Here is a 25,370-nt window from a genome sequence, read left to right on the forward strand (position 1 = left end):
CGTATAAAAAGCGGCTGCCGAAACGCTTCAGCAGCCGCCGAATGCACCAACAGATTGTTCTGCGCGCTAGCACGTCGGGCAACGGAGCAGCACGGGCCCTCCGGTCATGCGCACCGCTCACGCCCGCGATGTCGCCGAGAGAGCTATCCACGCTTAGGGCTCCAACCAAGCAAGTCGCCCGCGCTCAGCAGATCCCTAAGCGAGCTACTCGCACTCAGGAGCCATAGCCTGCTCCAAGAGCTCGGCATGCTCCTCCTCGAAAACCGTCCCCACAGGGAAGGCGCGACGGAAGACGAAGTGGGAAATCGGACCGGCTACCAAAAGGTTCCACGGCAGCGCCATCACAAAATTATGCGGGATGTTGATCATCCAGATCGCGGGCACGGAATACAGGTTCGCAAGGATGCCGCCGGGCATGTGCGTCAGACCCTCGCAGGCACCGTACAGCGACATGATGATAACCATGGGAACGACCATGCAGGAGCTGACGGCGAGCGTCATGGCAAGCGGCGAGCTCTTGCCCGGCGTGACAAGTACTTAAAGGCGAAACCCTTGGCGAGCGGGCTGGCGACGAACCAGTCGCAGCACATGGCAAAAATGTAGGCAACGGGGAAGCCGAGCCACGCAGCGGCAACGACCTCGCCGTTGATGGCCCCGTGCTGCAGGGCAACGTTGTAGATGCTCATCCAGAGCACCATGCAAAAGCACATGATAAAGGTGAACAGCAGGCTCTCTCGTTTGTTGATAGGCATGAAGGGCAGATTCCTTTCTGTGTTACGCCGCGGCACCACGCAACAAAAACGGGCGGGCAAGATGGAGCTGTTGGAACTTCATCTCGCCCGCCCGTGTTACGCGCGTCTGCGACTACTTATGTGGTGGAACTACCCTAACACGAACGGCGCGCGCTTCGTAAGCGTTGAGTTTGTGGAGATGCAGGGCACCAAACCCCCCGACCCCATAAGTTGCGGTGGAATACGGACTGTTTTGACCCTTTAAGCAACAATTCAGTCCCTATTTCACCACAACTCATTTGGTGCAAAGTAACCTGTCCCCCTTGCACCAATTAGCTGGTGTGGCGCCAGCGAGGGTCGGTGAGGGTTCTCGCCACACCCAGGCCAACGGGCAAAAACGCCACGATGAGCACTGCGCGCACAAACCAGCCGAGCATATTGACCGTGTCGAAGGTGCACATGTAATACATCGAGCGATACAGATACAAACCCGGCACCATAATGACAATCGAAGGCACCGTGAGAGCGATACGCGGGTAGGTGAGCTTGACTTCGGCCAAGCTTGCCAGCAGACCCGATACCAGCGCGCCGATAAACGCTGCTGCCTCGGGAGGCATTCCCGTGCTGAGGCCCAGGAAGGGAATCATCGTCGGCGCATCGACAAGGGTCAGACGCAGGGTATTGGAAACGGCGCCGATCAACCCAGCTGCCGCGGCCATCTTTACCGGGCTGTTGAACATCACCGAGAAGCCGAATACGCCAACGAAGCTCATCACCACGCGCAGGAGCGTAAGGGCAAGCGGCGAAAGGCCCAGTGGGGCAAAGTCGTCCGGCGCCAGGCCAACACACTCGGCAACCATCCAGCCTACGAGGGTCGCCATCACAATAATCGATACGGCATATGAAAGGCGCTCGATACCGCTTCGCATGTCGAGCTTAGCGATGTCGAGGCCTGCCGTAATGAGCGGAAAGCCGGGAATCACAAAGAGCATGGCGCCGATATAGCCTTCTTGGTGCGACATTGCCCCCGGTATGACCTGGCCAAGGCCGAGCAATGCCAGCAGATACGAAACGCAAGCGAGCGCAACACCGGTCGTCAGCGCGCTGAACTGACCAAGGCCTTGCTTGAGAATATGGGAGCGGGCAAAGTTGCCGACACCCGCGCCCACGAACGCGCATGCCATCTCAATAGGACCGCCACCAAGTAAAAAGACAAAGGCGCCACAGGCGCAGGCCGCCGCAAGGCCCTGTTGCCAAGGCGCGTAATCAGGTTTTGAACTCTCAACGGTCTTGAGCATCTCGTGATACTCGTGCACCGTGAAGCGACGACCATAGGTCTCGATTTCCTTGAGGAAACTCTCCATCATCCAAATGCGATGGGTATTGACGCCCGTTGTGGGCAAGCTGACGACCTCATTAAAGCAGTGACCATCTTCGATGCAAGTACACTCAAACGACAAGAGACTTAAGTCAACGTGGATGGTCACACCGAGTACGGCGGCGACACGATTCATGGTATCGCGAACACGCCAGGCACCCGTTCCGCTCGCGAGCATAAGCATACCGGTGCGGCAGATGATGGATGATTTATCGGTGAGCGGCGCATCGACGGCAAGTTCATCGCCTGCCGTCACGATCTGGTGCCAGTCAGTTTTCATATGGAGCGCGCCGGCACGGACACCGTGGTGCATGGGGGCTCTCGAAAGCAGCGAGTCAAGGCGCGAAGGCCGTGAGGGCTCCGCCGATTCGCCCTCGTCCTCGTCGGGCTCTTCATCGACCAGATCAAAGGAATCAAGCGGCGCTGGCTCGCGACGGTCGATCAGCTCCTCGTCCTCATCATCAAAGTAATTGAACTGATCGAGCATGTCCTCTTCGATTGAACGCTCGCTCGCGTCGTCCATATAGACGCTCCCTTCCTACCGACTAACCCCCATCCTAGGCAGCAACGGCTAAAGGAAACATAAAAGAGACGGCTGTCATGCATGGAAGGCGCAAACCCCCAATGCGTCGGTAGACCCCCTAGTCATTGGGGACGTTCTTAAATGACCAGTCAAACAAGAACGTCCCCAATGACTACTCCGGCAACGCCGATGTTTTGGCAACGCCAGCGAGCGCCGTCCAGGGCGAACAAGTTGGCATGAAAAAGGCAAGGCATAGACCTTCTGGTCATGCCTTGCCTTTTGAATGACAAATTGTCGCCCTGGGCGGCGCGCAGCGTTAACTGGTTACGCGGGTTGGTAAACCCGCGTAACCACCTAGGTCGCGCCCTTGAAGTTGAACGTCAGATTGTCCAAATGCGGCCCGCGCAGCGTCGAGCCGTTACGCGGTTCGTAGAACCGCGTAACTAGTTAGTACATCTTTGCGCCGGCGGGGATGGAAGCGTCGAGCTGGATCAGGTTGAGGCGCTCCTCACCATCCTCCTCGTGGATGGCACTGATGAGCATGCCGCAGCTGGGAATACCCATCATCTTGCGCGGAGGCAGATTGGTGATGGCGAGCAAGGTCTTGCCGACCAGGTCCTCGGGCTCATAGTAGCCATGGATGCCGGAGAGGATGGTGCGGTCGGTGCCGGTGCCGTCGTCGAGCGTAAAGTTCAGCAGCTTCTTGGACTTCTTGACGGCCTCGCATGCCTTGACCTTCACAGCGCGGAAATCGCTCTTGGAGAAGGTATCAAAGTCGACGAATTCCTCGAACAGCGGCTCAACGGCGATCTTGGAGTAATCGAGCGTGGGCTTAAGCGACGTAACGAACGGGCTCGCGGCGTTGCCGGCCTCGGCAGCCTTGGCGGCAGCGGCACCGGACTGGAAACCCTTCTCGGGCTTCATGTGCGGGAACAGCAGCACGTCGCGGATAGAAGCCTGGTTGGTGAGCAGCATGACCACGCGGTCGATACCAATGCCAATGCCGCCCGCGGGAGGCATACCGTACTCGAGGGCGCGCACGTAGTCCTCGTCGTACTCCATGGCCTCGTCGTCACCGCCGGCCTTCTCGGCCATCTGGGCGGCAAAGCGCTCGGCCTGGTCGACCGGGTCGTTGAGCTCGGAGAAAGCGTTGGCGTACTCGTGGCCGGCGATGACCAGCTCAAAGCGGTGGGTCAAACGCGGGTCGTCCTCAAAACGCTTGGCGAGCGGGCTGACCTCGATGGGGTAATCGCACACGAACGTCGGGTTGACGATGGTGTCCTCGCCCAGCTCATCGTAAATCTCGGCGATAATCTTGCCAGCAGTCCACTCGGGCTTGATCTCCAGGCCCTTCTCGCGCGCGGCGGCAGCAAGCTCCTCGACCGGCGTGTCGATGGTGACCTGCTTGCCGAGCACGTCGGAGACGATGCCGGTCATGGGACGGCTGGCCCACTCACCAGAAAGGTCGATGGTCTGGCCCTGGTACTCGATGACCTCGGGGTTGCCGATGGCCTTGTTGGCAGCCTTGATGACACCCTGGGCGAGTGCCTTCATGCCCTCGAGGTCGGAGAAGGCACGGTAGGCCTCCATCGTGGTGAACTCGGGGTTGTGGGTAAGGTCCATGCCCTCGTTACGGAAGATGCGGCCGATCTCGAACACGCGCTCAAAACCACCGACGATGCAGCGCTTGAGGTGCAGCTCGGTGGCAATACGCAGGTAGCACTCCTGATCGAGCGCGTTGAAGTGGGTAATGAACGGCTTGGCAGTAGCGCCGCCTTGGATGGTCTGCAGGATGGGGGTCTCGACCTCCATGTAGCCGTCGGACTCCATAAAGCGACGGAAGGTGGAGAGAATCTGCGAACGCTTACGGAAGGTCTCGCGAACGTCGTTGTTGGCGATCAGGTCGACATAGCGCTGGCGATAGCGGGTCTCCTTGTCGGAAAGACCGTGGAACTTCTCGGGCAGCGGACGAACGGCCTTGGCAAGCAGGGTCGCGCTCTTAGGGGCAACGGAAAGCTGGCCACGCTGGGTGCGCACGACCACGCCGGTCACGCCCAGGATGTCGCCCAGGTCGAGGGCCTTGAGCGTACTCCAGGCAGCCTCGTCCATGTCGTTGATGCGGCAGAACAGCTGAATCTCGGCAGTCGCATCGCGCACGACGATGAACATGATCTTGCCCTGACCGCGCTTGGCGACCACGCGGCCGGCGATCTTCACGACGTCCTCGGTGTCCTCGCCATCGGCAAGCTCGGCGTACTTAGCCTCGATATCGGCGACGTAGTCCTCAAGCTCAGAGTGCTCGGGATAGGGGTTCTGGCCCGCCTCGAACAGGGCGGCGCGCTTGGCCAGGCGGGTGGCGCGCTCGTCGTTGAGCGTCGATGCCTGATCGGCGGCGTTCTGGTTCTCTGCCATAAGTTAGCTCCTCAAACTAAAACGCTCCCCAGGATTCGGTCCCAGGGAGCGAAAACATACCTTTACGCGGGACCGTGGTCTAGCGTGCGATCTTGGCGATGGTGTAGACGCGAGTCTTGCCGGAAGGCGTAACGACCTCGACGGAGTCGCCCTCGCCGTGACCGATGATGGCGTGACCGACCGGAGACTCGTTGGAAATCTTGTGCTCGAGCGAGTTGGTCTCGGTGGTACCAACGAGCGTGACTTCCATGACCTCGCCGTTGGGATCAATCAGCGAAACGGTGGAACCGATGGAGACGGTCAGATCGCCCGTGGTGGCAGCAACCTGAGCGTTGGCAAGAATGGCCTGGATCTCGGCGATACGAGCAGCATTCTGGGCCTGCTTGTCCTTGGCGGCATCGTACTCGGAGTTCTCCGAAAGGTCGCCGAACGCGCGGGCTTCCTTGATGTCCTCGACGATCTCCTTGGCGTAATCGCCCTCACGCCAGGCGAGCTCCTCGACGAGCTTCTGGCGGCCCTCAGCGGTCAGTACGATCTGGCTTGCGTCCATACGGATATCTCCCCAACTCTGATCAAACAATCAACTGTCAACAAAACGAAAAAGACCGGCTAGCCTGCGGGCAAGCCGGTCAGGTGCTCACCCCAAAGGGATGGGACTACTCTGCGTCCGCGTCGCTGTCCTCTGCCTGCTTCTTCTTGGCAGCAGCGAGCTTGGCCTCGAGCTCAGCGATCTCCTTGTCCTCCTCGGACTGCTCGACCACGACCTCCTCGGCCTGCTTGGTCTCGGCCTTATCGTCGCCCTCCATACCCTCGCGGATATTCTTGACGGTAGAGCCGAGGGACTTGCCGAGCTTCGGCAGGTTCTTGGGCCCGAAGATAATCAGGACAACGACGAGAATAATGATGAGCTCAGGAGCCCTCAGTCCAAACATGTAGACCTCCACAATACAGCGAGACAAGCTCGAATGAGTATACCGCGGGTATCGCGGTATCACAACAATAGCTAAAAAAAGGGACCGCAAGAAGCGGTCCCTCCTCATGCTCTGGTCGGGTTGACTGGATTTGAACCAGCGACCCCTGCGTCCCGAACGCAGTGCTCTACCAAACTGAGCCACAACCCGTTAGCTCGACTATAGTAACAAAGATTTTCGCCGCGTGCTAGAGAAATTTTTATTTCTTTGGCGCGTCGATTTGAACCGTGTTGGAAATGAGCTCCGTCGCGCAGGCCCACCAGCCTTTTTGCTGGGCAGCGTCCGCAAGCCTTTCGGCCGTGGCGGCGGTGTCGCAAATGGCAAACGAACAGGCGCCCGATCCGCACACATCTACAGCAACGGTGCCGTCCTGTTTACGCAGCCAATCGAGAACCGTTTGAATCTGCGGCTCCATCTGTGCGGAAATGACACCCAGGTTGTTATGGATGAGCGCATATGCCGTCTCGGCATCACCAGCACGCAAGGCAGAAGCTATCGCGCCGGGCTTGTCCGCAGGCACCGGGGCCTCGTCAAAACGTCGATAGGCTTCAATTGTCGAAACGCTTGCCTCGCGCGGCTTAACCAGTACGACGGGCGTCGCGGGCAGCGCGGGGTACTCAGTTGCCAGCACGTCTCCCCCACCTACGTAAAACGCAGGGCTCGCGTGCAAAAAGAACGGGACGTCAGCACCAATGCCCCGCGCAATGTCATCGAGCGCTGGGTCGGTGCGATCAATGCCCCAGAGCTCCGCCAAGGCGACAATGACCGCGGCCGCATCCGTCGAGGGGCCGCCCAAGCCGGCGCACAATGGAATGCGTTTCTCAATCGTCACGCAGATGTTTGCCTCGCGACCATAATGCTCGGCCATAGCAACCGCAGCCCGATACGCCGTATTCTTTTGCATGGGAAAATCTGATGCTGGAACCGTCTGGACGGTCAGCGCCTGCGCCGGCGTGACCGTCACGGTATCGGAAAGACCGACGGCCGTCATCAGGGAATCGACCCTGTGGTAGTCGCGGTCATCGCGCTCGGTATGAACCCCCAGGTAGAGGTTAATCTTTGCCGGCGCGGAAAGAGTCAGGGACCGATCGGTCACCGTTAATGCTCCTCGAGCTGATTGCCGAGCGGGGTAAAGATGTGCTCGCCGCTCTCGGGGTCGAACAGCTCGACCTGACCGGTGAGGACATCGATATACTGGTAGGACTGACGCGACTTGCGGCCGCGACGCTCGTCAACCTCGACAATGAAGACGGCCGGGTGGACGCTCTTGATGGTGCCCATGCGCTCGACGACGCGGGTACGGCCCATGTTGGCCTTAACCTTGACGCGATCGCCCACCATATCGGTCAGCTTCTCGTGGATGTCGTCGACGTGATTGACTTCCATCTCTTCCATGAACAGGGCCTCCAGAAGGTGCAATTCAAAAAGGGGATAATACCCCTAAGATAGACAAAACTCTAATACTATAGCACCCTGTTGTGGCCATACGCAAGTAGCTAAATAAGCCCCGTCCCAAATACGTACCAGACGACAACCTCGCATGACCAGTTGTTACGCGGTTTGGTAAAACCGCGTAACCTAAAGGTTGTCGGTGTCCAAGACGATGGTGAATGGGCCGTCGTTGACCAGGTCGACCTTCATGTCGGCGCCAAAGATACCGTGCGCCACATGCTCAACGTCCTCGTGCACAAGCGTCAGGAAGTACTCGTAGAGCTCGTTGGCAACATCGGGTGCGCCGGCATCCGTAAACGACGGACGGCGACCGTGGCGGCAGTCGGCGAACAGCGTGAACTGCGACACCACGAGCACCTCGCCGTCGACATCGGCAAGTGCCAGATTGGTCTTGCCGTTCTCGTCCTCGTTGATGCGCAGCCCGCGGAGCTTGCCCCACAGCTTGTCGGCCTCGGCACGCGTATCGCCATGGCCCACACCCAGCAGCACCAGGTAGCCGCGTCCAATGCGGCCCACGCACTCGCCGTCGACCGTCACGCCGGCGTTGAGTACGCGCTGCACCACCGCACGCACGGCCTACTCCTCGCCCGTCAGTTTGGCGGATAGGTGCTCGAGCGCATGGAATCGATGGCTGATGGCGTTCTTCTCGTCCGCCGTCAGCTCGGCCATGGTCTTGCCCGGCGTGTCGACCGGCAGGAACAGCGGGTCGTAGCCAAAGCCGTGATCGCCGCGGCCCTCGTGCGCGATAACGCCCTCGCAGGCGCCCTCACCATAGGTGACCAGACCATCCGTGTCGATGAGCGCGACGACACTCATAAAACGCGCGGTGCGATCCTCGTCTGCCACGTCTTCCAAGTTAACGAGCAGCTTGGCGTTGTTGGCGGCATCGTCGCCATGCACGCCCGCATAGCGCGCGCTATACACGCCCGGCTCGCCGTCCAGGGCATCAACGACCAAGCCCGAATCGTCGGCAATGGCCATGAGCCCCGTCTCCTCGACGGCAGCCTGCGCCTTGATGATGGCGTTCTCCAAAAACGTCGTGCCGTTTTCCTCGGGGTCCTCAAAATCGCCCAGCTGGCCGAGCGCCACAAAGCGCACCTCGGGCATGACCTTGCCCAAAATGGCCTCGATCTCGGTGAGCTTATGAGCGTTTCCGGTTGCCACGACGATGGTCGCCGCCGGGTCGAGGGTGTCGATGTCGATCTTCTCAAGTGCCATGACTGGCCTCCTTGTCTCTAAAGCAATGCCGAGCCGAGGGCAACGAGGGACTCCGCCTCTCCCCTCTCAATCAACGGCAGTCTTGTGTCCAGACGTCTCCACAGGTAAAGCCTACCAAAAAAACCTGTCCCTTTTTGGCAGGTTAGGCGATGGCTTGGCGCTGAAGCTCGATGAGCTCGGCGATACCCTTGTCGCCCAGGTCGAGCAGGGCGTTGAGGCGTTTGCGGTCGAAGGGCGCCTGCTCGCCGGTGCCCTGGAGCTCGATCATCTCACCGGTATCGCTGGCGACGAGGTTCATGTCGACCTCGGCATGACTGTCCTCGGAATAATCGAGGTCAAGCAGCGTATTGCCGTCGACAACGCCCATGGAGATGGCAGCCACCTGGCCGATAAGCGGGATGCGTTCGATCTTGCCCGCCTCGACCCACATGGCGAGGGCGTCGTGCAGCGCCACCCAGGCGCCGGTGATGCTCGCTGTACGCGTGCCGCCATCGGCCTGAATCACATCGCAGTCGACGGTGACGGTGTACTCGCCGAGCGCCTTCATGTTGACGACGGTACGCAGGCTGCGGCCAATGAGGCGCTCGATCTCCATGGAGCGACCCTTGCGGTTGGCGTGTTCGCGCTTGCAGCGCTTGCCGGTCGACGCCGGCAGCATGGCGTATTCCGCGGTCACCCAGCCGGCCTTAGCTCCCTTTCGCCAGCCCGGCACGCCCTCCTCGATAGTGGCGGCGCACAGCACGCGCGTGTCACCGAACTCGGCCAAACACGAGCCGTGGGCGTGCTTCATGACGCCACGGGTGAGCTTAACGGGGCGCAACTCGTTGGCGGCGCGACCGTTGGCGCGGTTGACCTGCATGTACTCCATAGAAATTTCCTTTCGGCAAAAGATGTGGCGAAGGCTTTGGCGGCTGCCTTACATCTATTTCAGCTCATCGATATCGATATGCTCGATGCTCTTGAGCGGCTGACCAAAGATAAAGCTACCCGCCACCGCAAACTCGGCAATGTTATCGGCCGTCGTGGCAAAACGATGCTGCGGCTCGGCGGCGTCGCCCGCCAGCTGCTCGCGGCGCGTGAGAATATCGGTCAGCTCGCGCGTGGTCTCCTCGGCGGAACTCACGACGCGCACCCCCGGCCCCAGCGCATGGCGGATAGGTCCCACCAACAGCGGGAAATGCGTACAGCCAAGCACCACGGTATCGATACCGTGGTCGCGCAGCGGCTCAACCGTGGCACCCACCAGCGCACGCACGGCAGGCGTATCGAAAATGTCCTCGTTCTCAAGCCACTGTTCCTGCAGATGTGCACCCGAGGCGAGCTCGTGTTCGACAACCTCGACAAAGCTCGAGGCAGGACAGCCGTATACATCGACGCCGGCATCCAGGTCCTGAATGGCGCGTGTGTAGGCGCCCGAGCGAATGGTGAGGTTGGTGGCGAGCACGCCCACGCGACGCGAGCGGGTGCTGTTGATTGCCGCACGGGCACCCGGCGCGATCACACCGATCACGGGAACGTCGAGCACCTGCTGGGCCAGACGCAAGGCCGCAGCGGTCGCCGTGTTGCAGGCGATGACCATAATCTTGACGTCGTGCTTCGAAAGCCAACGACCCGCCTGCAACGCAAACGAGCGCACCTCATCCTCGGTGCGCGTGCCGTAGGGGCAGCGCTTGGTGTCGCCAAAGTAGTAGACGGACTCGTGCGGCAGCGCCATCGCGATGGCGCGCGCAACCGTCAGACCGCCCAAACCAGAATCGAACACGCCAATCGGGCGCGTGTCGCCTGCCGGATTCTCGATATCGGACATTACCTCACCAGTCTCTCTCGAAAAGACATGTCCAAGTGCAGCGACGCCGCGCTACGAACGCGCCGCGACCAGCAGCTCTGCCGTCGCCGCCCAACCGTCGACAATTTTGCCGCGCGTAACGAAAGCGTTCTCGCAAGCAGCCAGGAACTCGGGCGCGCCGGCGCTCGTCAGGCCATTCTCGACCAAGCAGAACGTGCCCACGTGATCGGCCATGTAGAAGTCGGACTCGGAGTCGCCGAGCGCGAGCGTCTCCTCGCGCTCGATCCCTAGGTGCTCGCAGAAGCGCGCAATGGCAACGCCCTTGTTGAGGCCCGCGGGGTTGATATTGAATGCGCGACCGTCCTCGACGCGATCGAGCTCGAGCGTCGTCGGCTTGGACAGGTGAGTCAGATGGCCGTTGCAAGCCCAGATCAGACCGCAGCCGGCCTCGTCCAGGATGGCCTGAACCTCATCGTCGGGCACATCGCCGCGCATGCCGACGGTGACCTCACGGTATTTGTAGCCGGTCGACATGTCGTTGTGATACTCGATCTTGTGCGGCCAGCGGGCGAGGATCTTCTCGCACACGCCGGTCTGCTCGATCACCTGGTGCGGCGTGAGGCCGCAAGAGGAGTCGTAGGGCATGTCGCCGGTCAGATACTCCCAATCGTTGGCTTTGAGGTCGTACATGACCAGGCCGCCCATCTCGCCGATGTAGGAGTTGAGGCCGAGCACGCGCGCGTCCTCGTGGATCATGGTACGGTTGCGGCCCGAGGTGGGAACCACCTGAATACCAGCGCGAGCGAGCGCCACGACGGCCTCGACGAGTTTGGTCGAGGGGTTGCCGTCGTTGTCGCGCAGCACGCACGAGCCGGGTGCGAGCATCGTGGCATCCAGGTCGGTAAAGACGTACTTGACCTTGGCCAAGCGCTCGCGCATCTCGCCCGAAAGCTCAGCGACGGTCGGCAGGGTATTGTGGGACATGGTTACTCCGTTTACGTAGAAGGGTTTGGACTTGGACGGCATGTTTTGATTGAGGGAACACGCTTATGGCGACAGCGCACTCAGGGCGCCGCCGCCATCATGGTTCATTAGTCAAACTGGGTAACATCGATCAGGCGATTGGCCAGCGAAAGGTCGCTCTCGATGGGCACGAACTCGTCGCCCACGTGCATGAGCTCCTCGTCACCCTTTGCCAGCAGCAAGACAATGGTGGGAGCATCGGGGTTGACGTACTCCTCGCGCGCCGCCTTGAACGCCGCATGCACAGCGGCTTCGCGGTCGAGGATGATCTTGTTCGGCGTATCGTCGGGAACATGCTCGGCAAGCTCGCGACAGACCTTCATCGGGTCCTCGTGAGCTGGATCCTCGTTCGTAAAGATCATCAGGTCGGAATACGGTGCGGCCTCGCGTGGCAATTGCTCGCGGCGCTCCTGCGCCTTGCCGCCGGCAGCGCCAAACACTGCGATGACCGGGCTGGCGGGAAACGCGCGCTTCACCGACGAGAAAAGCGAGCGGAACGAAAGCTGGTTGTGCGCATAGTCAACGACGCAGATCACGCGGCCGTCCTTCGACTCCACGACCTCCATGCGGCCCGGCACGCGCAGTTTGGAGAGGCCCTTCTTGATAGCCTCGATACCGATGCCGATCTCGCGCGCAGCGGCGATAGCGACCAGCGCGTTTTCCACGTTAAAGTCGCCCGCGATACCCAGCAGGACCTTCTCCCCCGCCTCGGGCTCGTCGGCGCTCATGCCGTGCAAGTTGAACTCGATGTTAAAGCCGAGCATGCGGACATCGCTCGCCCACAGGCTTGCCTCGGGATGCTCGACGCCAACGGTCACCAAGCGCTCGGCCGTCGACGCTGCCTCTAGCACACGGTCAACCTCATCGGTGCCCAGATTCACCACGGCGGTCTTTGCCTGGTCAAAGATCCTAAGCTTGCTCTCAAAATAATCCTCAAACGTGGGGTGTTCGATCGGCGAGATGTGGTCGCGGCCGATGTTGAGGAAGCACGCCACGTCAAACGGCAGATTCTCGACGCGTTGGTACTTGAGCGCCTGGCTCGAGACCTCCATGACCATGGACTGGCGACCGGACGTGCGGCAGTTGGCGATATGGCGCCAGACCTCGGGGGCCTCGGGCGTAGTATTGGTGCTCTCGTAGCACTCGATACCATCGTCGGTACTCACCGATCCGATCATGCCGCAGGACTCGCCCGCCGCTTTGATAATCGACTGGAGCATAAAAGCGGCCGTGGTCTTTCCCTTGGTACCGGTGATGCCCACGATCTTGACGTCGTGGTCGGGACGGTCGTAGACCTCCGGCGGCAACAGGGCCATGGCCGTGCGAACACTATCAACAACCAGCATCGCAGCACCGCTCTCCTTCGCCAGCGGCTCCAGAGACTCGACCAGCGACTCCTCGCACACAAATGCGACGGCGCCCGCATCGAGCGCCATGCTCAAAAACGCGGGCTTAAAGGCAGCACCTTTGCAAAAGAATACGTCACCTGCCGAGACCGCGCGCGAATCAAACGAGCAGCCGGTCACGGCGCGCTCGTCAACCTGCTCTGATGCGCGCAGCTCGCCGCACACGTCGAGAAGCTTGGCAAGCGTATCGACCGTGGTCACGGTCGCGGAATCCGAATGGTGCATCTTTCACCTTTCTCAGCCATTTGGCAGGGACGGCTTTTATAGTAACTGAAACGCACCCACGCAAAAACGGCTCCCGGAGGAGCCGTTACGCGCAGGCATTCGTAGGCCGAGACTAGGCAGCCTGAACAGAAGGCTGGCCCTCGTCGATAAAGAAGCGCTTGTACCACACCAGGAACACGAGCGGCGTATAGATCTTGCGCTGGAAATCGCCCTTGCCCGCAAAGTGCAGATCGAGCAGGTGCATGAGCTCGTCGGTATTGAAGAACTCGCTTGCCCACGGCGCGGTGAAGTACTCCTTGACATAGTCGTACCACTTTTGCTCGCGCAGCCAGTAGACAATCGGCACCGGGAAGCCCACCTTGGGACGGGTGGCCCACTCATCGGGCAGCGACTTGTTGGCAGCGTGGCGGAGTACCTGCTTGTTGCCGTTCTCGTTGATGCGGTAGCGGTCGGGAATGTGCTCGGCGAACTCCATGACTTTGCGGTCCAGGAAGGGCACGCGCAGCTCCAGCGAGTGCGCCATGCACATCTTGTCGGCCTTGAGCAGAATGTCGCCCGGGAGCCACATGTTCATGTCCAGGTACTGCTTCTTGACCAGCTCGGGCTGACCCTTCACGCGCGCATAGATGGGAGCGGCAAGCTCGAAGGCGCCATCGCCGGTGTTGTACTCGGGCTTGAGCACGCCGTCGACCTCGCGCTCCGGCCATACCAGAGCCTGTCCCAGGAACGACTTCTCGGGGATCTCGGCACCCTTGACCAGGAAGTTATGTCCCTTGAAGTACGGCATATGCAGCGCCAGGTTACCGAGCGCGCGACGGATGGGCAGCGGCACCATCTTTTTGTACTTGCGGACCGGGACCGTGTCCTCGTAGTAGGCGTAGCCGCCAAAGAGTTCGTCGGCGCCTTCGCCCGAAAGCACGACGGTGACGTCCTTGCGGGCCATCTCGGCCAAGAACCACAGCGGCACGGAAGACAGGTTGGACTGCGGCTCGTCCATGTGATACTGGATGTCCTCGAGCGCACCGAAGAACTCGTCGGCGGTAATCATCTTGCGGACGTTCTCGACGCCGAGCTTATCGGAAAGCTCCTTGGCGTAGTTGGTCTCGTTGAAGTTCTTGTAGTCAAAGCCCACCGAGAAGGTCTTGTCGGGCATGAGGCAAGCGGCAATATAGCTGGAGTCGACGCCGCCGGAGAGGAACGACGCGACCTTGACGTCGGCGATGCGATGGGCCTCGACACTCTCGTGCACGACCTCGTCCAGCTCATCGACATACTCTTCGAACGGCTTCTCGACGGCAGAGTAATCGCAATCCCAGTAGCGCTCGATGTTCATCTTGCCGGTCGGGATATCGACGGTAAAGTAGTGCGCCGGCGGCAGCTTGTAGACACCCTCGAAGAAGGTCTCCTCGGTTGCCGAATACTGCAGCGTCATGTACGGACGCAGAGCCTTTTTGTTGACCGCCTTGTGGAAGTGCGGGTAGTCCAGGAAGCTCTTGATCTCGGAACCAAAGAGCACGCCCGGAGCGCCGTCGCCCGCATCGGCCATGGGATAGTAGTAAAGCGGCTTGATGCCAAAGATGTCGCGGGCGCCAAAAAGCTTGTTCTTCTTTTTGTCCCAGATGACGAAGGCGTACATACCGCGCAGGCGATCGAGGACGGCCTCGCCCCACTCCTCGTAGCCGTGCAGGAGGCTCTCGGTGTCGGCGCCGCAGTGGAACTTGTAGCCCTTGGCCTCGAGCTCGGAACGGAGTTCTTGGAAGTTGTAGATCTCGCCGTTGAAGACAATGACGACGCTACCGTCCTCGTTGGCCATGGGTTGGGCGCCAGCCTCGGTCAGGTCGAGGATCGACAGGCGGCGGAAGCCGAGGGCAACGCGGCCGTCGATAAACTGACCGCCCATGTCGGGACCGCGATGGACGATGCGGTCCATCATCTTGGTGAGCACCTCGGATTGGTTATCCGTCCCACCGACAAAACCGACAAAACCGCACATATACTATCCCCTCTGCTGTTGCTGGGCATCAAATCGAATCAGTAGCTTTTGAGTATACCCGAGGGCGTAAAGAGGGGCGGAATGTTCAGGCAATCTCAACTGAATCAGCTCCGCTGTGACACGCGCCAGTTACCTTTAATGGATATGAGGTGAATGGGGCGATTGTTTTGCTATACTCTCTCCGCACGGGCGATTGGCGCAACGGTTAGCGCAGGTGCTTTACACGCACAAGGCTGGGGGTTCGAATCCCTCATCGCCCACCATTGAATTGGAAACGGTCCTCGAAAGGGGACCGTTTTTGTTTGGGCCCATTTCATGGGATTCGAACCCGCAAGGGTGCGGAGCTGAGGAAACGCGAAGCGTTTTCCAGCGCAGCACGCGAGGGCCGCAGGCCCGAAGCGGAAGCGGGCGGCGCCAGCCGCACGCGGACATCCCTCATCGCCCACCACTGATTTGAAAGGCTCCCAGCAATGGGAGCCTTTCTTTTTTGGGCCCATCGCAGAGGGATTCGAACCCGCCAGCACATCTATCGCAAGGTCCGTGGCCAAATAATGGCAAAAATGAGTACTGCTGCTTTGTTTGCAACATATAAAAAGATAGTATTTGCTTAAGTTACACAACATATGTCCATTATAAGGACTAATAGTCGGATCAAAATCGTGCATTCATCGCCATTTCGACTTGCCATCTGGCCTTATTAGTCCAAAATTGCTGCTACCAAATCGGTAACAGTACTCAAATTTGATGTTTTTTGGCCAGCAGGTCTCCCTGCCTTAGCAAATCTAAGGCAAAACGGGTTCCAGACCGCTGAATCATGCCGCATAGGGCACGTCCGCAGTCCGGAACCCGGTCCAAATTGAGTTATTGCGCCGCGTTAGCCCAAAACACCCGACAGTATCTCGATCAGACTGTCCACGTCGGCTTCCTCGCAGACGAGCGGCGGCAAGAAACGTAGCGTATGGGCACCCGTAGCGTTAATCACGGCACCGGCAGCCAGCGCGCGGGCAACAATATCATGCGCGTCGCCCGCGGCATCATCCAAATCGCAGCCGAGCATCAGGCCACGGCCACGCACCTCTACCACATGCGGAAGCTTAGCCAGCGCCTGCTCCATATAGGCGCCCACCTTGGCGGCATGCTCAGCGTAGTCGCCGCGCACAAGCGCGGAGAGCGTCGCGGCACACGCCGCGATGGCCAAGCAGCTACCGCCAAAGGTCGAACCATGATCGCCGGGCTTAAAGACGTCGGCAATCTCTTTCTTTGCCACGACGGCACCCATGGGCACGCCGTCGGCAATGCCCTTGGCAAGGCTCATGATGTCGGGCTCCACGCCATAGGTTTGGAATGCAAATGGCTTGCCAGAGCGGAAGATGCCGCACTGGACCTCGTCGGCGATAAGCACGGCACCCACCTCGTGCGCCAAGTCGCACGTCGTAGCCATAAACTCCTCGGTCATGGGATGCACACCGCTCTCACCCTGGATCGGCTCGAGCATCACGGCACAAATTTCGCTCCCCAGCTGCTTAAAGATCGCACGCAGCTCATCCACATCGTTGGGCGTGCAGGCCACAAAGCCACCCGGCAGCGGGCGGAAGCTGTCCTGCAGCCAATCCTGCATGGTGGCGGCAATGGTCTCGAGCGTACGGCCGTGGAAGCCGCCGCGCATGCACACGATGGTGTTGCCGCCATTACCGGCACGCTTGGCGTACAGGCGCGCGAGCTTCATCGAGCCCTCGTTGGCCTCGGCGCCAGAGTTGGCAAAGAAGGTCTCCCAAACCTGCTCATCCGCAGCCGGGGCACCAAGAGCAGCTGCCGTGGTCTCATCGCCGGCGACAATGGCATCGGCAAGCACGCGCGCACCATCTACGTCGTCGTTAGCAAGCTTGGACAGCAGCGCCGCGACCTGCCCGCGCTGCTCAATGTAGAAGTAATTGGAGACATGCATGAGCTTTTTGGTCTGTGCCTCGAGCGCCGAGAGCACAGCCGGGTCGCCATGACCTAGGCTGCACACGCCGATGCCGGCAAGAAAGTCGAGGTACTCACGGCCATCGTCGCCGGTGAGCTTCATGCCGTGACCCTCGACAAACTCGACCGGAGAGCGGCCAAAGGTATGCATAACGTAATGGGATTCAAGCGATTGCTGAGCTGCAAGTGACATGGGATGCCTTTCGTTGGGCGCCAGACGGCGCGGGGCTATGGGTGCAGGAATGGGGCGGCTGCGGGTCAGCTAGACCGTCTGAAGCTTCTCGACCTCGTCAAGGTTCTCGGTCAGACGCGCAGCAAACGTCGAAAGCGGATGCGGATGCGTATCGAACTCGTAAGCCGTCTCGGTGGAATGGATCACGGTGCCGACGCCGGCATCGGTCAGCAGCTCCAGGAGCAGCGAATGCGGCGTGGTACCGTTAATGATGTGGGCACGAAATACGCCGCCGGTAAGCGCATCGACGGCCGCACGCAGCTTGGGAATCATGCCCTTATCGACCTCGCCGCCGTAGAGCATTTCGTTGACCTCGTCGAGCGTTAGGTTGGAGATAAGCGAGTCCTTGTCGCTAAAGTCCTTGTACAGGCCATCGACATCGGTCAAAAAGATCGCCTTATGCGCGTGGAGCGCCGCGGCAACGGCACCGGCGGCGGTGTCGGCGTTGATGTTGAAGAAACCGCCGTCCTCCCCCGCCGCGACGGTAGCGATGACGGGGATGTACTCGCTATCGAGTAAGCGCTCGATATAGTCGGTGTTGACGTGCGTCACTTTGCCCACGCGACCGAGCTCGGGGTCGAGCGGCTCGGCGATGAGCGTGCCGGCATCGCTGCCCGACACGCCCACGGCCAGGTTGCCGTGGTGGTTGATGGCAGCAACCAGCTCCTGGTTAACCTTGCCGCCCAGCACCTCGCGCACGATATCCATAGTCGCCGGCGTGGTCACGCGCTGGCCGTTCTTAAACTCGACGGGAATATCGTAATGGCTCAGCGCCTCGTTGATAGCCTTGCCGCCGCCGTGCACGATGACGGGGCGCATACCGATGATCTTGAGCAAAACGATGTCGCTCATCACGTCGCGGCGCAGCTGCTCATCAACCATGGCGGCTCCGCCATATTTGATAACAACCGTCTTGCCGGTCAGGTTCTTAATCCACGGCAGCGCCTCGAACAGCAGCTGCGCGGTTGCTTCGTTGGATTCGCTCGAACGACAATCGCGTGCGAATTTCATAATCTGCCTCGTCTTTCGTATCGTTATCGCGCCGTGCTCCGCTGTCCGCAATCGCGGCAAGATGCGCAGCGTGCCCGGAATCTAGGAACGGTAGTCGCCGTTGATGGAGATGTACTCATGCGTGAGGTCGCAGGTCCACACGGTCGTTGCCGCGTCGCCTGCGCCCAGGTCGGCCGAGATCACGATCTCGGGCGCCTCGAAACGTCGTAGAGCCTCGTCCTCATCAAAGGGAACAGTCAGACCGTCGCGACAGACGGGCATGCCCATCATGTCGATGGAAACGTCTTCCTGATTAAACTTCACGCCGCACTTGCCAAGCGCCATAGCAACGCGGCCCCAGTTGCAGTCGTGGCCGGCGATGCAGGTCTTAACGAGCGGCGAGTTGGCAACGGCGCGGGCGGCGATATCGGCCTCCTCGTCGTTCACGGCGCCGGTAACGTTGACCGTAACAAGCTTGGATGCGCCCTCGCCGTCGGCGGCGATGTTGCGCGCCAGGCTCTCGCACACCTCGTGCACGGCAAATGCCAACTCGTCGAAGGCATCAGTGCCCTCGACGATGGCCTCGGCATCTGCGGCAGCGGCGCCGGAGGCAAGCATGATGCAGGTGTCGTTGGTCGAGGTGTCGGAATCGACCGTTACCTTGTTAAAAGTCTGCTTGGCGGTCGAGAGCAGCAGGGCATGAAGTGCCGCAGGCTCGACGGGGGCATCGGTGGTGATAACTGCGATCATGGTGGCCATGTTGGGCATGATCATGCCCGAGCCCTTGCACATTCCGCCTACCGTATAGACATTGCCCGCATGACCCGCAGCCTCGCTGACATAGGACACGGCGTACTCCTTGGAGTGCGTGTCGGTCGTCATGATGGCGCGAGCGGCATCGGCGCCACCGTGGGCGGAGAGCGCCTCGTAGGCAGCAGGAATGGCGGTCTCAACCGTGTCGATCGGCAGAATCTGGCCAATCACACCCGTGGAGGCAACCAGAATCTGCTGGGGTTCGCAGCCGATGACCTGCGATGCGATGCTGCACGTCTCGCGCGCGCATGCAAGGCCGGTCTCACCCGTGGCGGCGTTGGCATTGCCAGAGTTGACCGAAACGCCGGCGATGACGCCATAGCCCTTGTCGGCACCGCCCAGGTTGGCACGGCTCACCTGCACGGGCGCCGCACAAAAGCGGTTAGTCGTAAACACGCCGGCACCGGGACAGGGTTTATCGGGCGCGACGAGCGCGTAATCCAGACGCTCGGGGTTCTTGCGGAACCCAGCGTGGATGCCTGCAGCCTTAAAACCAGCCGCAGCCGTAACGCCACCCTCGACGGCGCGAATCTTGATATCAAACAGCTCGGTATTCATCGTCTTTATGACTCCTTATGTCAAACAAAAAACGGACATCGGTTGGTGCGCCATGCCAGTCGTGATCATGAGACCAGCTTAAGAGTGGCGCCCCACTCGATGCCCGACTACCAAATCGTTAACAATCGAATGTGCTACACCGGGCACGCCACTGTGGGCAAGCCTCGTCGCTCGTCAAAGCCAAAGACGATGTTGGCGCACTGGACCGCTTGGCCCGCAGCGCCCTTGCACAGATTGTCGATGGCGCCCGTCGCCACCAGCACGCCCGCGCGCTTGTTGAGCGCGAGGCCAATCTGGGCGGCGTTGGTGCCGACGACCGAAGCCGTCTTGGGCTGCTGGCCGGCATCGAGCACGCGCGCAAAGGTGCGTCCAGCGTAGAACTGCTTGTAATAGTCGACGACATCCTCAAGAGCCAGGGAGTCGATGGTCTGCGGCGTGAGCGGCAGCGTCACCGTGGAGAGCAGGCCGCGCTTGAGCGGTGCCAGATGCGGGGTGAAGACGACGCGATCGGTCAGGCCAAGGATTTGCTCAATCTCGGGCGTGTGGCGATGCTTGCCCACGCCATAGGCTTCCAGGTTCTCGTCGGCGCTGCAAAAATGCGTACGAGCGTTGCAGGACTTGCCGGCACCCGTCACACCGCTGATGGCATCAACGATCACGGGGCCGCTCTGGGCAACCCAGCCAGCGCGCACGGCGGGCGCGGCGGCAAGGCTCGTTGCGGTGGGATAGCAACCGGCGCAGGCGACCAGCACGGGTTTGCCGTCGGCATGGTCGGATGCGGCGGTCTCCAAGTCCCGGCAGAATAGCTCGGGCAGGCCAAAGGCACGGGTCTTGAGCAGCTCGGGGCTCGTATGCTCGGCGGCATACCACGTCTCAAAGACGGACGCGTCGTTCAGGCGGTAGTCGGCCGAAAGATCAAAGCAGGAGACGCCCGATGCAAGCAGCGCGGGCACCTGTGCCATGGCAGCCGTGTGCGGCACGGCAAGAAAAACCGCATCGCAGCTCTTGAGCTCGGGGGCGTCATGCGTGGTGAAAACCAGATCGCTCACGCCGGCAAAGCTCGGATACACCGCAGACAGCGGCTGGCCGGCATCGGCGTTGGACGTAATGGCGACAAGTTCAAACTCGGGATGGCCGAGCACGAGGCGAATGAGCTCGGCTCCGGCATATCCAGCCGCGCCGACGATTCCAACCTTTAAAGACATATCAGACTCCTTGTCTGCGATTTATGCACCGATGCGCATTTCGCAGCGGTCGTTATGAAGTGGGTTGAAACTTTAGCACCAAAAGATGCATGAACACGTAAATGGCTTGCATATTCATGCATTGAAACATTCCCGACACATTCGCTTGAAGGAATTGACAAATGGAGCGGGCCCCGTATTGACCGGCGCTCCTAACGGCGTCGGGCAATACGGGGCCCGCCCATGCGAAAACCAAGTTGTTAGGATGAGCCAGCTGGCTAGAGCTCGACCGGCACCCATTCGTCGTGATTGCAGATAAAAGCCTCGGGATCCTCGACGCTAAAGAAGACGAGCGTGGGGTCGTTAGGCCCCTCATAGTGCTCGCCCAGGCGCTCTAGATGCTTCCACCCGGCTTCGCGCATTTTGTCTAAAGCCCGGTCATCCAAGCCGGCACGCCCGCGCAAGATGAGCCAGCCATGGCCCGGCCACCAACTCGTGGCCTCAAAGCGCTGATTTTGCAGCAGCTCCTGCCACACATCTTTGGTGCGCGCCGTTACAAACCACAGCTTGCCGTCCTGGATCTGCGCAAACGAAAACGGACGCACATGCGGCTGTCCGTCAACGCTCGTCGCCAAATACCATGCCGGCACTGACGTCAGATACTCCAACACCGTATTCAATCCGTCCATGTGTCCTCCTGGCATTAGCTAATTCAGAACGGGTAGTTAATTTGAGACGCGCTAGAGCTCCAGGCGCTCCTCGCTGCCGTCGATATCACAGAAGCGCGCGGCAATGTTGCGGACCGAAAAGAAAGCAAGACGGCCGTCGTTGGCACTCTCGTGTTCCTCGCCAATGCCCACCATGTGCTTAAAACCCGCTTGACGCACCTTGTCGCTCGCAACTGCGTCGTCCTCAAGTGCGGCTTCGCCGGTCAATACGATCCAACATTCCCCCGGCTTCCAGCCCGAGAGCTCAAACTTGGGATTCGCGCTCAGCTCCGCCCACACATCTTTGTCGCGCGACGTACAAAACCACAGTTTACCGTCATCGACCATGGCAAACGAAAACGGCCTCACGCGAGGCTGATGCCCGTCGGCTACATCGGTCGTGGCCAGATACCACGCCGGAATGCGCCTGAGATACGAACAGGCGCGCTCAAGCTGAGCCGTGCGGTCGTTGTCGGTCATAGGGACCCCTTTCTTGCGCTCGAATCGCGCCTAAACAAGTTGAAGGTTGATGACGATGACGCAGATGAGCAGCAACGCCGTCACCACCGCCGCCAACGCATCGCCGCGGCCAAATGCAAGCGCATGCAGGCGCGTGCGGCCCTGCTCGCCGTGATAGCAGCGTGCATCCATGGCGGCAGACAGCGTCTCGGCATGGCGGAACACGCCCGTGAACAGCGGAATCGCCACACTGCCGAGCATACGCACGCCGCCGAGCGGACCGCCCGTCATGCGCGCACCGCGGCTCGCCTGCGCATCGGCCGTCTGCTTCATCTCGGTGGCAAACTGCGGCATAAAGCGCAGCGCGATACCCATGATCATGCCGAGCTCGTGCGCAGGAAGTCCCACACGCGCAAACGGCGCGAGCAGGCGCTCAAAGCCCGCGGTGAGGTCGAGCGTCGGCGTGGTGAGTGTAATGGCGCTCATGCCGGCCATCATCAACGTCAGGCGGCACGCCATAAAGGCGGCAGAACGCAGTGAGCCCTCGCTTATCTGCAGAAAGCCGAGCTGCCACAGGATGCGCCCACTCTGATCGGTAAACAAGTTGAGCACCGCGACCACGACGACGATTGCCAGCAGCGGCGCCATCGATGATAGGACCCGGCACAACGGCACCCGGGACACGGTATAGAGCAGGACAACGAAAATTGCGACCGAGGCCAGTCCGCGGAAGCTGCTGACCGTGAGCGTCGTGATCAGAAACACAAAGCCCAAGAGCAACTTGGTTCGCGGGTCCAGGCGGTGGATTGCACTATCGCCGGGATAGTAACTGCCAAACGAAAACGCCTCCATCAGCAGCCCTCCTCTCGCGCGACCGTCTTGGATTTAGCAATGTCCGCGACGTTAGAAGGACCGTCCGAGCGACCGATCAGCAAATCTACCAACTCGTCGGCCAACGACTCAACCGTATAGAGCCCGCCGCGACGCAGCGGCACGCCCGCTTCCGCGAGCGCCAACGCCATGCGCTGAGCAGCAGGTACGCCCAAGCCGATCGACTTGAGCTCATCGGCATGCGCAAACACCTGCACGGGGGTTCCCTCGGCAAATACCGCACCTTCGTTCATTACGACGATACGGTCGCAGCAATTGGCCAGGTCATCCATGCTGTGCGAAACCATGACAACGGTCAGGCCATCGCGGTGAAGTCGATCGATGAGCCCTAGGAAATCCCTGCGCGCAGCCGGATCGAGCCCCGCCATGGGTTCATCGAGCACCAGGACTTCGGGCTCCATGGCGAGCACGCCGGCGAATGCCACGCGCCGTTGCTGACCGCCCGAAAGCTCAAAGGGACTCTTGTCGCCGACCGTGGAAAGGTCGAGGCCCACGCGTGAGAGCGATGACTCGACACGACGGTCGACTTCATCTTGCGGCAAGCCAAGGTTGTGCGGACCAAACGCCACGTCCTGCGCCACGGTTTCGGCAAACAGCTGACGCTCAGGATACTGAAACACCACGCCGACCTTGGCCTTAACCGCAGCGGCGTCTTTTTTGTTTGACAGATCGAGCCCCAGCGCGCGAACGGATCCCTCCTGGGGGCGAATCAAACCGTTGAGATGTTGGACCAGCGTCGATTTACCCGAGCCGGTATGGCCTGCTAGCCCCAGGAACTCGCCGCGACGCACCGTCAGCGACACATCGCGCAGCGCCCACGGGCTGCTGGGGTCGTTTCCCCAGAGAGCCTGTTTGCTCGATTTGCCCGCAGTGGCCGAGCGCTTATGCCAGCGGCGGCGCTCGCGCGGACTGAGCGAATAACTGTACGAAACATGGGATAGCTCTATGACGGGCTCCGACGCGTTGCCCTCGTTGTCTACCGGAACAGTGCCGTCAGCGATTTCCAACTGGGATGCGGAAGACTGCCCCGCGATGCCTGCCCCACTTCGCTCGGCATAAGCCTGCGCAATCTCGGCGACCATATCCGCCTCACGCACCTGCGCGCAAACGGGCACGCCCTTCGTACGAAGCGCCATGCCCAGACGACACGACTCCGGCATATCCAGGTTGAGCTGCGCAAGCTCATCCGCCCGCGTCAAAATTTCCTCGGGCGTACCGAGCATGGCAACGTGCCCCGCCCGAAACACCGCGACACGATCGGCCTCGGCGGCTTCTTCCATAAAGTGCGTAATCATCACGATGGTCATACCGCGATCGTGCAACGCGCGGCAAGCCTTCATGAGGCCCTTGCGTCCACGTGGATCGAGCATCGAGGAAGCCTCATCCAAGATGAGCACGCGCGGTTCCATGGCAAGCACGCCAGCAAGCGCCACGCGTTGCTTTTGGCCACCCGAGAGCGCGTGGGTCTCGTGGCGCTCAAAGCCCACCAGGCCCACGCCCTTCAGCGCCTCGCGTACGCGCTGCGCAATTTGCGCCGATGGAACGCCCAAGTTTTCGGGACCAAAGGCAACATCGTCCTCGACAAGCGTCGCCACCAGCTGATCATCCGGGTTCTGGAATACCATGCCCGCGGTCGAACGAATGTCGTAGACCAGCTCGGGGTCGGACGCATCCATGCCATCGATGCGCACCGTGCCGGCATCGGGTTGTAGCAGCGCATTCAGATGCTTGGCAAACGTCGACTTGCCCGACCCATTGCCACCGAGGATGCAGAAAAACTCCCCGTCCTCGATGTTCAGATCGACGCCGTCGAGTGCCGACACGGCACCGTCATAGCTAAAGGAAACGCCCCGACACTCAATCATGCGCGGCCTTTGACCTGGTCCTTTTTAGGCGTGATGAGGTTGGAGACTGCTTTATACACCACCAGCGTCAACACCGAGTTAAGCACGGTCTTGATGAGGTTAAACGGCAAAACAGCGGGAAGCATGAGCGGAAGAATCGCATCGGCCGAGCCATACCAGAACCAAACGCCGATGGTCAGATTCGCGACCATAGACAACGCCGTAGCGGCAATGACGCCGAGCGCCAGGCCAATCACGGCACCCTTATAGGTATGCATCTTCTGGTAGACGATAGCCGCGGGCAGAATGTAGCCCAGCGTGGCAACCAGGTTCATAAGCGCGCCGACCCAGTCACCCGTGGTGAGCGCATGGATAACGATTGCCATAGCGGCAACAGCAGTGCCGGCGCCAGGACCATACGCAAACCCGCACACCATCGCCGGCACCAGCGACGGGTCATACGTCAAAAACGGCGCCGAAGGAAGGATAGGCAGCTGCACGTACATAAACAGGGCGCCCAAGGCACACATCAGCGCCATGGTAACGAGCTGTTTGGTGCTCCACCTATTCGTGTTCTCAAAATGGATATGCTGCGACTGTTCAGACATA

At 60.5% G+C, this 25,370-nt stretch carries 24 protein-coding genes and 2 tRNA genes; 1 reads left to right on the forward strand and 25 read right to left on the reverse strand.

Features of this window, described 5'->3' with window-relative positions:
• Nucleotides 1-204 precede the first annotated feature (204 nt).
• The 16 genes from AAAX72_RS02000 to asnB all read right to left on the reverse strand — a co-directional run bounded on the left by AAAX72_RS02000 (nucleotide 205) and on the right by asnB (nucleotide 15,118).
• A complete protein-coding gene (locus tag AAAX72_RS02000; protein WP_349128804.1) occupies nucleotides 205-501 on the reverse strand; it encodes a hypothetical protein in 297 nt (98 codons plus the stop codon).
• Nucleotides 498-752, reverse strand: a complete 255-nt coding sequence (locus AAAX72_RS02005; protein ID WP_349128806.1) for a hypothetical protein — start codon at nucleotides 750-752, stop codon at nucleotides 498-500. The genes AAAX72_RS02000 and AAAX72_RS02005 overlap by 4 nt, the downstream gene beginning before the upstream one ends.
• Before the next feature lie 311 nt (nucleotides 753-1,063).
• Nucleotides 1,064-2,632: a threonine/serine exporter family protein gene (locus tag AAAX72_RS02010; RefSeq protein ID WP_349128807.1), complete on the reverse strand. Its 1,569-nt coding sequence runs from the start codon at nucleotides 2,630-2,632 to the stop codon at nucleotides 1,064-1,066.
• Between the two features lie 447 nt (nucleotides 2,633-3,079).
• Nucleotides 3,080-5,044 carry a lysine--tRNA ligase gene (gene lysS, locus AAAX72_RS02015; protein ID WP_349128808.1) on the reverse strand — a complete coding sequence of 655 codons (1,965 nt, stop codon included), beginning with the start codon at nucleotides 5,042-5,044 and terminating at the stop codon, nucleotides 3,080-3,082.
• Nucleotides 5,045-5,123: 79 nt separating this feature from the next.
• Nucleotides 5,124-5,594 (reverse strand): transcription elongation factor GreA, encoded by a 471-nt coding sequence (gene greA, locus AAAX72_RS02020; RefSeq protein ID WP_006234960.1) that lies wholly within the window; start codon nucleotides 5,592-5,594, stop codon nucleotides 5,124-5,126.
• Nucleotides 5,595-5,700: 106 nt separating this feature from the next.
• Nucleotides 5,701-5,976 (reverse strand): twin-arginine translocase TatA/TatE family subunit, encoded by a 276-nt coding sequence (gene tatA / locus AAAX72_RS02025; RefSeq protein ID WP_022094895.1) that lies wholly within the window; start codon nucleotides 5,974-5,976, stop codon nucleotides 5,701-5,703.
• A 112-nt stretch (nucleotides 5,977-6,088) separates the two neighbouring features.
• Nucleotides 6,089-6,165: transfer RNA gene (locus tag AAAX72_RS02030), tRNA-Pro, on the reverse strand.
• Between the two features lie 49 nt (nucleotides 6,166-6,214).
• Nucleotides 6,215-7,111 (reverse strand): 4-(cytidine 5'-diphospho)-2-C-methyl-D-erythritol kinase, encoded by an 897-nt coding sequence (ispE, locus tag AAAX72_RS02035; RefSeq protein WP_349128809.1) that lies wholly within the window; start codon nucleotides 7,109-7,111, stop codon nucleotides 6,215-6,217.
• Between the two features lie 2 nt (nucleotides 7,112-7,113).
• A complete protein-coding gene (locus AAAX72_RS02040) occupies nucleotides 7,114-7,410 on the reverse strand; it encodes a Veg family protein (RefSeq protein ID WP_006234957.1) in 297 nt (98 codons plus the stop codon).
• 183 nt (nucleotides 7,411-7,593) lie between these two features.
• Nucleotides 7,594-8,040, reverse strand: coding sequence for a D-aminoacyl-tRNA deacylase (gene dtd, locus AAAX72_RS02045; protein WP_148331907.1), 447 nt, complete (start codon nucleotides 8,038-8,040; stop codon nucleotides 7,594-7,596).
• Nucleotides 8,041-8,043: 3 nt separating this feature from the next.
• The gene (gene rdgB, locus AAAX72_RS02050) at nucleotides 8,044-8,685 is read right to left on the reverse strand and encodes an RdgB/HAM1 family non-canonical purine NTP pyrophosphatase (RefSeq protein WP_349128811.1); all 642 of its coding nucleotides are present in this window, start codon (nucleotides 8,683-8,685) and stop codon (nucleotides 8,044-8,046) included.
• Between the two features lie 142 nt (nucleotides 8,686-8,827).
• Nucleotides 8,828-9,553, reverse strand: coding sequence for a ribonuclease PH (rph, locus tag AAAX72_RS02055; RefSeq protein ID WP_349128812.1), 726 nt, complete (start codon nucleotides 9,551-9,553; stop codon nucleotides 8,828-8,830).
• Nucleotides 9,554-9,607: 54 nt separating this feature from the next.
• Nucleotides 9,608-10,492: a glutamate racemase gene (gene murI / locus AAAX72_RS02060; RefSeq protein ID WP_349128813.1), complete on the reverse strand. Its 885-nt coding sequence runs from the start codon at nucleotides 10,490-10,492 to the stop codon at nucleotides 9,608-9,610.
• A 51-nt stretch (nucleotides 10,493-10,543) separates the two neighbouring features.
• Nucleotides 10,544-11,455 (reverse strand): HAD family hydrolase, encoded by a 912-nt coding sequence (locus tag AAAX72_RS02065; RefSeq protein ID WP_055309432.1) that lies wholly within the window; start codon nucleotides 11,453-11,455, stop codon nucleotides 10,544-10,546.
• Between the two features lie 107 nt (nucleotides 11,456-11,562).
• Nucleotides 11,563-13,125 carry a UDP-N-acetylmuramoyl-L-alanyl-D-glutamate--2,6-diaminopimelate ligase gene (locus tag AAAX72_RS02070; protein ID WP_349128814.1) on the reverse strand — a complete coding sequence of 521 codons (1,563 nt, stop codon included), beginning with the start codon at nucleotides 13,123-13,125 and terminating at the stop codon, nucleotides 11,563-11,565.
• 112 nt (nucleotides 13,126-13,237) lie between these two features.
• The gene (gene asnB, locus AAAX72_RS02075; protein WP_161115110.1) at nucleotides 13,238-15,118 is read right to left on the reverse strand and encodes an asparagine synthase (glutamine-hydrolyzing); all 1,881 of its coding nucleotides are present in this window, start codon (nucleotides 15,116-15,118) and stop codon (nucleotides 13,238-13,240) included.
• A 187-nt stretch (nucleotides 15,119-15,305) separates the two neighbouring features.
• On the opposite strand from asnB, the gene AAAX72_RS02080 reads away from it, so the two are divergent.
• A tRNA-Val gene (locus AAAX72_RS02080) sits at nucleotides 15,306-15,381 on the forward strand.
• A 611-nt stretch (nucleotides 15,382-15,992) separates the two neighbouring features.
• On the opposite strand, the gene AAAX72_RS02085 is transcribed toward AAAX72_RS02080, so the two are convergent.
• The 9 genes from AAAX72_RS02085 to AAAX72_RS02125 form a co-directional block, all read right to left on the reverse strand.
• Nucleotides 15,993-17,276 carry an aminotransferase class III-fold pyridoxal phosphate-dependent enzyme gene (locus AAAX72_RS02085; RefSeq protein ID WP_349128815.1) on the reverse strand — a complete coding sequence of 428 codons (1,284 nt, stop codon included), beginning with the start codon at nucleotides 17,274-17,276 and terminating at the stop codon, nucleotides 15,993-15,995.
• 69 nt (nucleotides 17,277-17,345) lie between these two features.
• The gene (gene argB, locus AAAX72_RS02090; RefSeq protein ID WP_055252306.1) at nucleotides 17,346-18,326 is read right to left on the reverse strand and encodes an acetylglutamate kinase; all 981 of its coding nucleotides are present in this window, start codon (nucleotides 18,324-18,326) and stop codon (nucleotides 17,346-17,348) included.
• A gap of 81 nt (nucleotides 18,327-18,407) precedes the next feature.
• Nucleotides 18,408-19,676, reverse strand: a complete 1,269-nt coding sequence (gene argJ, locus AAAX72_RS02095; RefSeq protein WP_349128817.1) for a bifunctional glutamate N-acetyltransferase/amino-acid acetyltransferase ArgJ — start codon at nucleotides 19,674-19,676, stop codon at nucleotides 18,408-18,410.
• Between the two features lie 134 nt (nucleotides 19,677-19,810).
• Nucleotides 19,811-20,881, reverse strand: coding sequence for an N-acetyl-gamma-glutamyl-phosphate reductase (gene argC / locus AAAX72_RS02100; protein WP_349128818.1), 1,071 nt, complete (start codon nucleotides 20,879-20,881; stop codon nucleotides 19,811-19,813).
• Nucleotides 20,882-21,138: 257 nt separating this feature from the next.
• Nucleotides 21,139-21,549 (reverse strand): pyridoxamine 5'-phosphate oxidase family protein, encoded by a 411-nt coding sequence (locus AAAX72_RS02105; protein WP_349117445.1) that lies wholly within the window; start codon nucleotides 21,547-21,549, stop codon nucleotides 21,139-21,141.
• 51 nt (nucleotides 21,550-21,600) lie between these two features.
• Nucleotides 21,601-22,047, reverse strand: coding sequence for a pyridoxamine 5'-phosphate oxidase family protein (locus AAAX72_RS02110; protein ID WP_117648255.1), 447 nt, complete (start codon nucleotides 22,045-22,047; stop codon nucleotides 21,601-21,603).
• Nucleotides 22,048-22,077: 30 nt separating this feature from the next.
• Complete coding sequence (locus tag AAAX72_RS02115; RefSeq protein ID WP_349117446.1) at nucleotides 22,078-22,878, reverse strand: energy-coupling factor transporter transmembrane component T; 801 nt, start codon at nucleotides 22,876-22,878, stop codon at nucleotides 22,078-22,080.
• A complete protein-coding gene (locus AAAX72_RS02120; protein ID WP_349128820.1) occupies nucleotides 22,878-24,782 on the reverse strand; it encodes an energy-coupling factor transporter ATPase in 1,905 nt (634 codons plus the stop codon). Before AAAX72_RS02120 ends, AAAX72_RS02115 begins: the two co-directional genes overlap by 1 nt.
• On the reverse strand, nucleotides 24,779-25,369 hold the full coding sequence (locus AAAX72_RS02125) for an ECF transporter S component (RefSeq protein ID WP_349128822.1): 591 nt from the start codon (nucleotides 25,367-25,369) through the stop codon (nucleotides 24,779-24,781). The genes AAAX72_RS02120 and AAAX72_RS02125 overlap by 4 nt, the downstream gene beginning before the upstream one ends.
• Between the last annotated feature and the right edge of the window lies 1 nt (nucleotide 25,370).

The organism is Collinsella sp. CLA-ER-H8, assembly GCF_040092335.1.
In the GTDB taxonomy this organism is placed as follows: domain Bacteria; phylum Actinomycetota; class Coriobacteriia; order Coriobacteriales; family Coriobacteriaceae; genus Collinsella.

Coding starts and splice junctions, on each gene's coding strand:
- argB (WP_055252306.1), bottom strand. CDS start 18,326: ATGAAATTCGCACGCGATTGTCGTTCGAGCGAATCCAACGAAGCAACC.
- AAAX72_RS02005 (WP_349128806.1), bottom strand. CDS start 752: ATGCCTATCAACAAACGAGAGAGCCTGCTGTTCACCTTTATCATGTGC.
- AAAX72_RS02070 (WP_349128814.1), bottom strand. CDS start 13,125: ATGCACCATTCGGATTCCGCGACCGTGACCACGGTCGATACGCTTGCC.
- AAAX72_RS02065 (WP_055309432.1), bottom strand. CDS start 11,455: ATGTCCCACAATACCCTGCCGACCGTCGCTGAGCTTTCGGGCGAGATG.
- tatA (WP_022094895.1), bottom strand. CDS start 5,976: ATGTTTGGACTGAGGGCTCCTGAGCTCATCATTATTCTCGTCGTTGTC.
- asnB (WP_161115110.1), bottom strand. CDS start 15,118: ATGTGCGGTTTTGTCGGTTTTGTCGGTGGGACGGATAACCAATCCGAG.
- argC (WP_349128818.1), bottom strand. CDS start 20,881: ATGTCTTTAAAGGTTGGAATCGTCGGCGCGGCTGGATATGCCGGAGCC.
- murI (WP_349128813.1), bottom strand. CDS start 10,492: ATGTCCGATATCGAGAATCCGGCAGGCGACACGCGCCCGATTGGCGTG.
- rdgB (WP_349128811.1), bottom strand. CDS start 8,685: ATGGCACTTGAGAAGATCGACATCGACACCCTCGACCCGGCGGCGACC.
- AAAX72_RS02115 (WP_349117446.1), bottom strand. CDS start 22,878: ATGGAGGCGTTTTCGTTTGGCAGTTACTATCCCGGCGATAGTGCAATC.
- greA (WP_006234960.1), bottom strand. CDS start 5,594: ATGGACGCAAGCCAGATCGTACTGACCGCTGAGGGCCGCCAGAAGCTC.
- AAAX72_RS02000 (WP_349128804.1), bottom strand. CDS start 501: ATGACGCTCGCCGTCAGCTCCTGCATGGTCGTTCCCATGGTTATCATC.
- rph (WP_349128812.1), bottom strand. CDS start 9,553: ATGGAGTACATGCAGGTCAACCGCGCCAACGGTCGCGCCGCCAACGAG.
- lysS (WP_349128808.1), bottom strand. CDS start 5,044: ATGGCAGAGAACCAGAACGCCGCCGATCAGGCATCGACGCTCAACGAC.
- argJ (WP_349128817.1), bottom strand. CDS start 19,676: ATGAATACCGAGCTGTTTGATATCAAGATTCGCGCCGTCGAGGGTGGC.
- AAAX72_RS02110 (WP_117648255.1), bottom strand. CDS start 22,047: ATGACCGACAACGACCGCACGGCTCAGCTTGAGCGCGCCTGTTCGTAT.
- AAAX72_RS02040 (WP_006234957.1), bottom strand. CDS start 7,410: ATGGAAGAGATGGAAGTCAATCACGTCGACGACATCCACGAGAAGCTG.
- AAAX72_RS02010 (WP_349128807.1), bottom strand. CDS start 2,632: ATGGACGACGCGAGCGAGCGTTCAATCGAAGAGGACATGCTCGATCAG.
- AAAX72_RS02085 (WP_349128815.1), bottom strand. CDS start 17,276: ATGTCACTTGCAGCTCAGCAATCGCTTGAATCCCATTACGTTATGCAT.
- AAAX72_RS02105 (WP_349117445.1), bottom strand. CDS start 21,549: ATGGACGGATTGAATACGGTGTTGGAGTATCTGACGTCAGTGCCGGCA.
- AAAX72_RS02125 (WP_349128822.1), bottom strand. CDS start 25,369: ATGTCTGAACAGTCGCAGCATATCCATTTTGAGAACACGAATAGGTGG.
- AAAX72_RS02120 (WP_349128820.1), bottom strand. CDS start 24,782: ATGATTGAGTGTCGGGGCGTTTCCTTTAGCTATGACGGTGCCGTGTCG.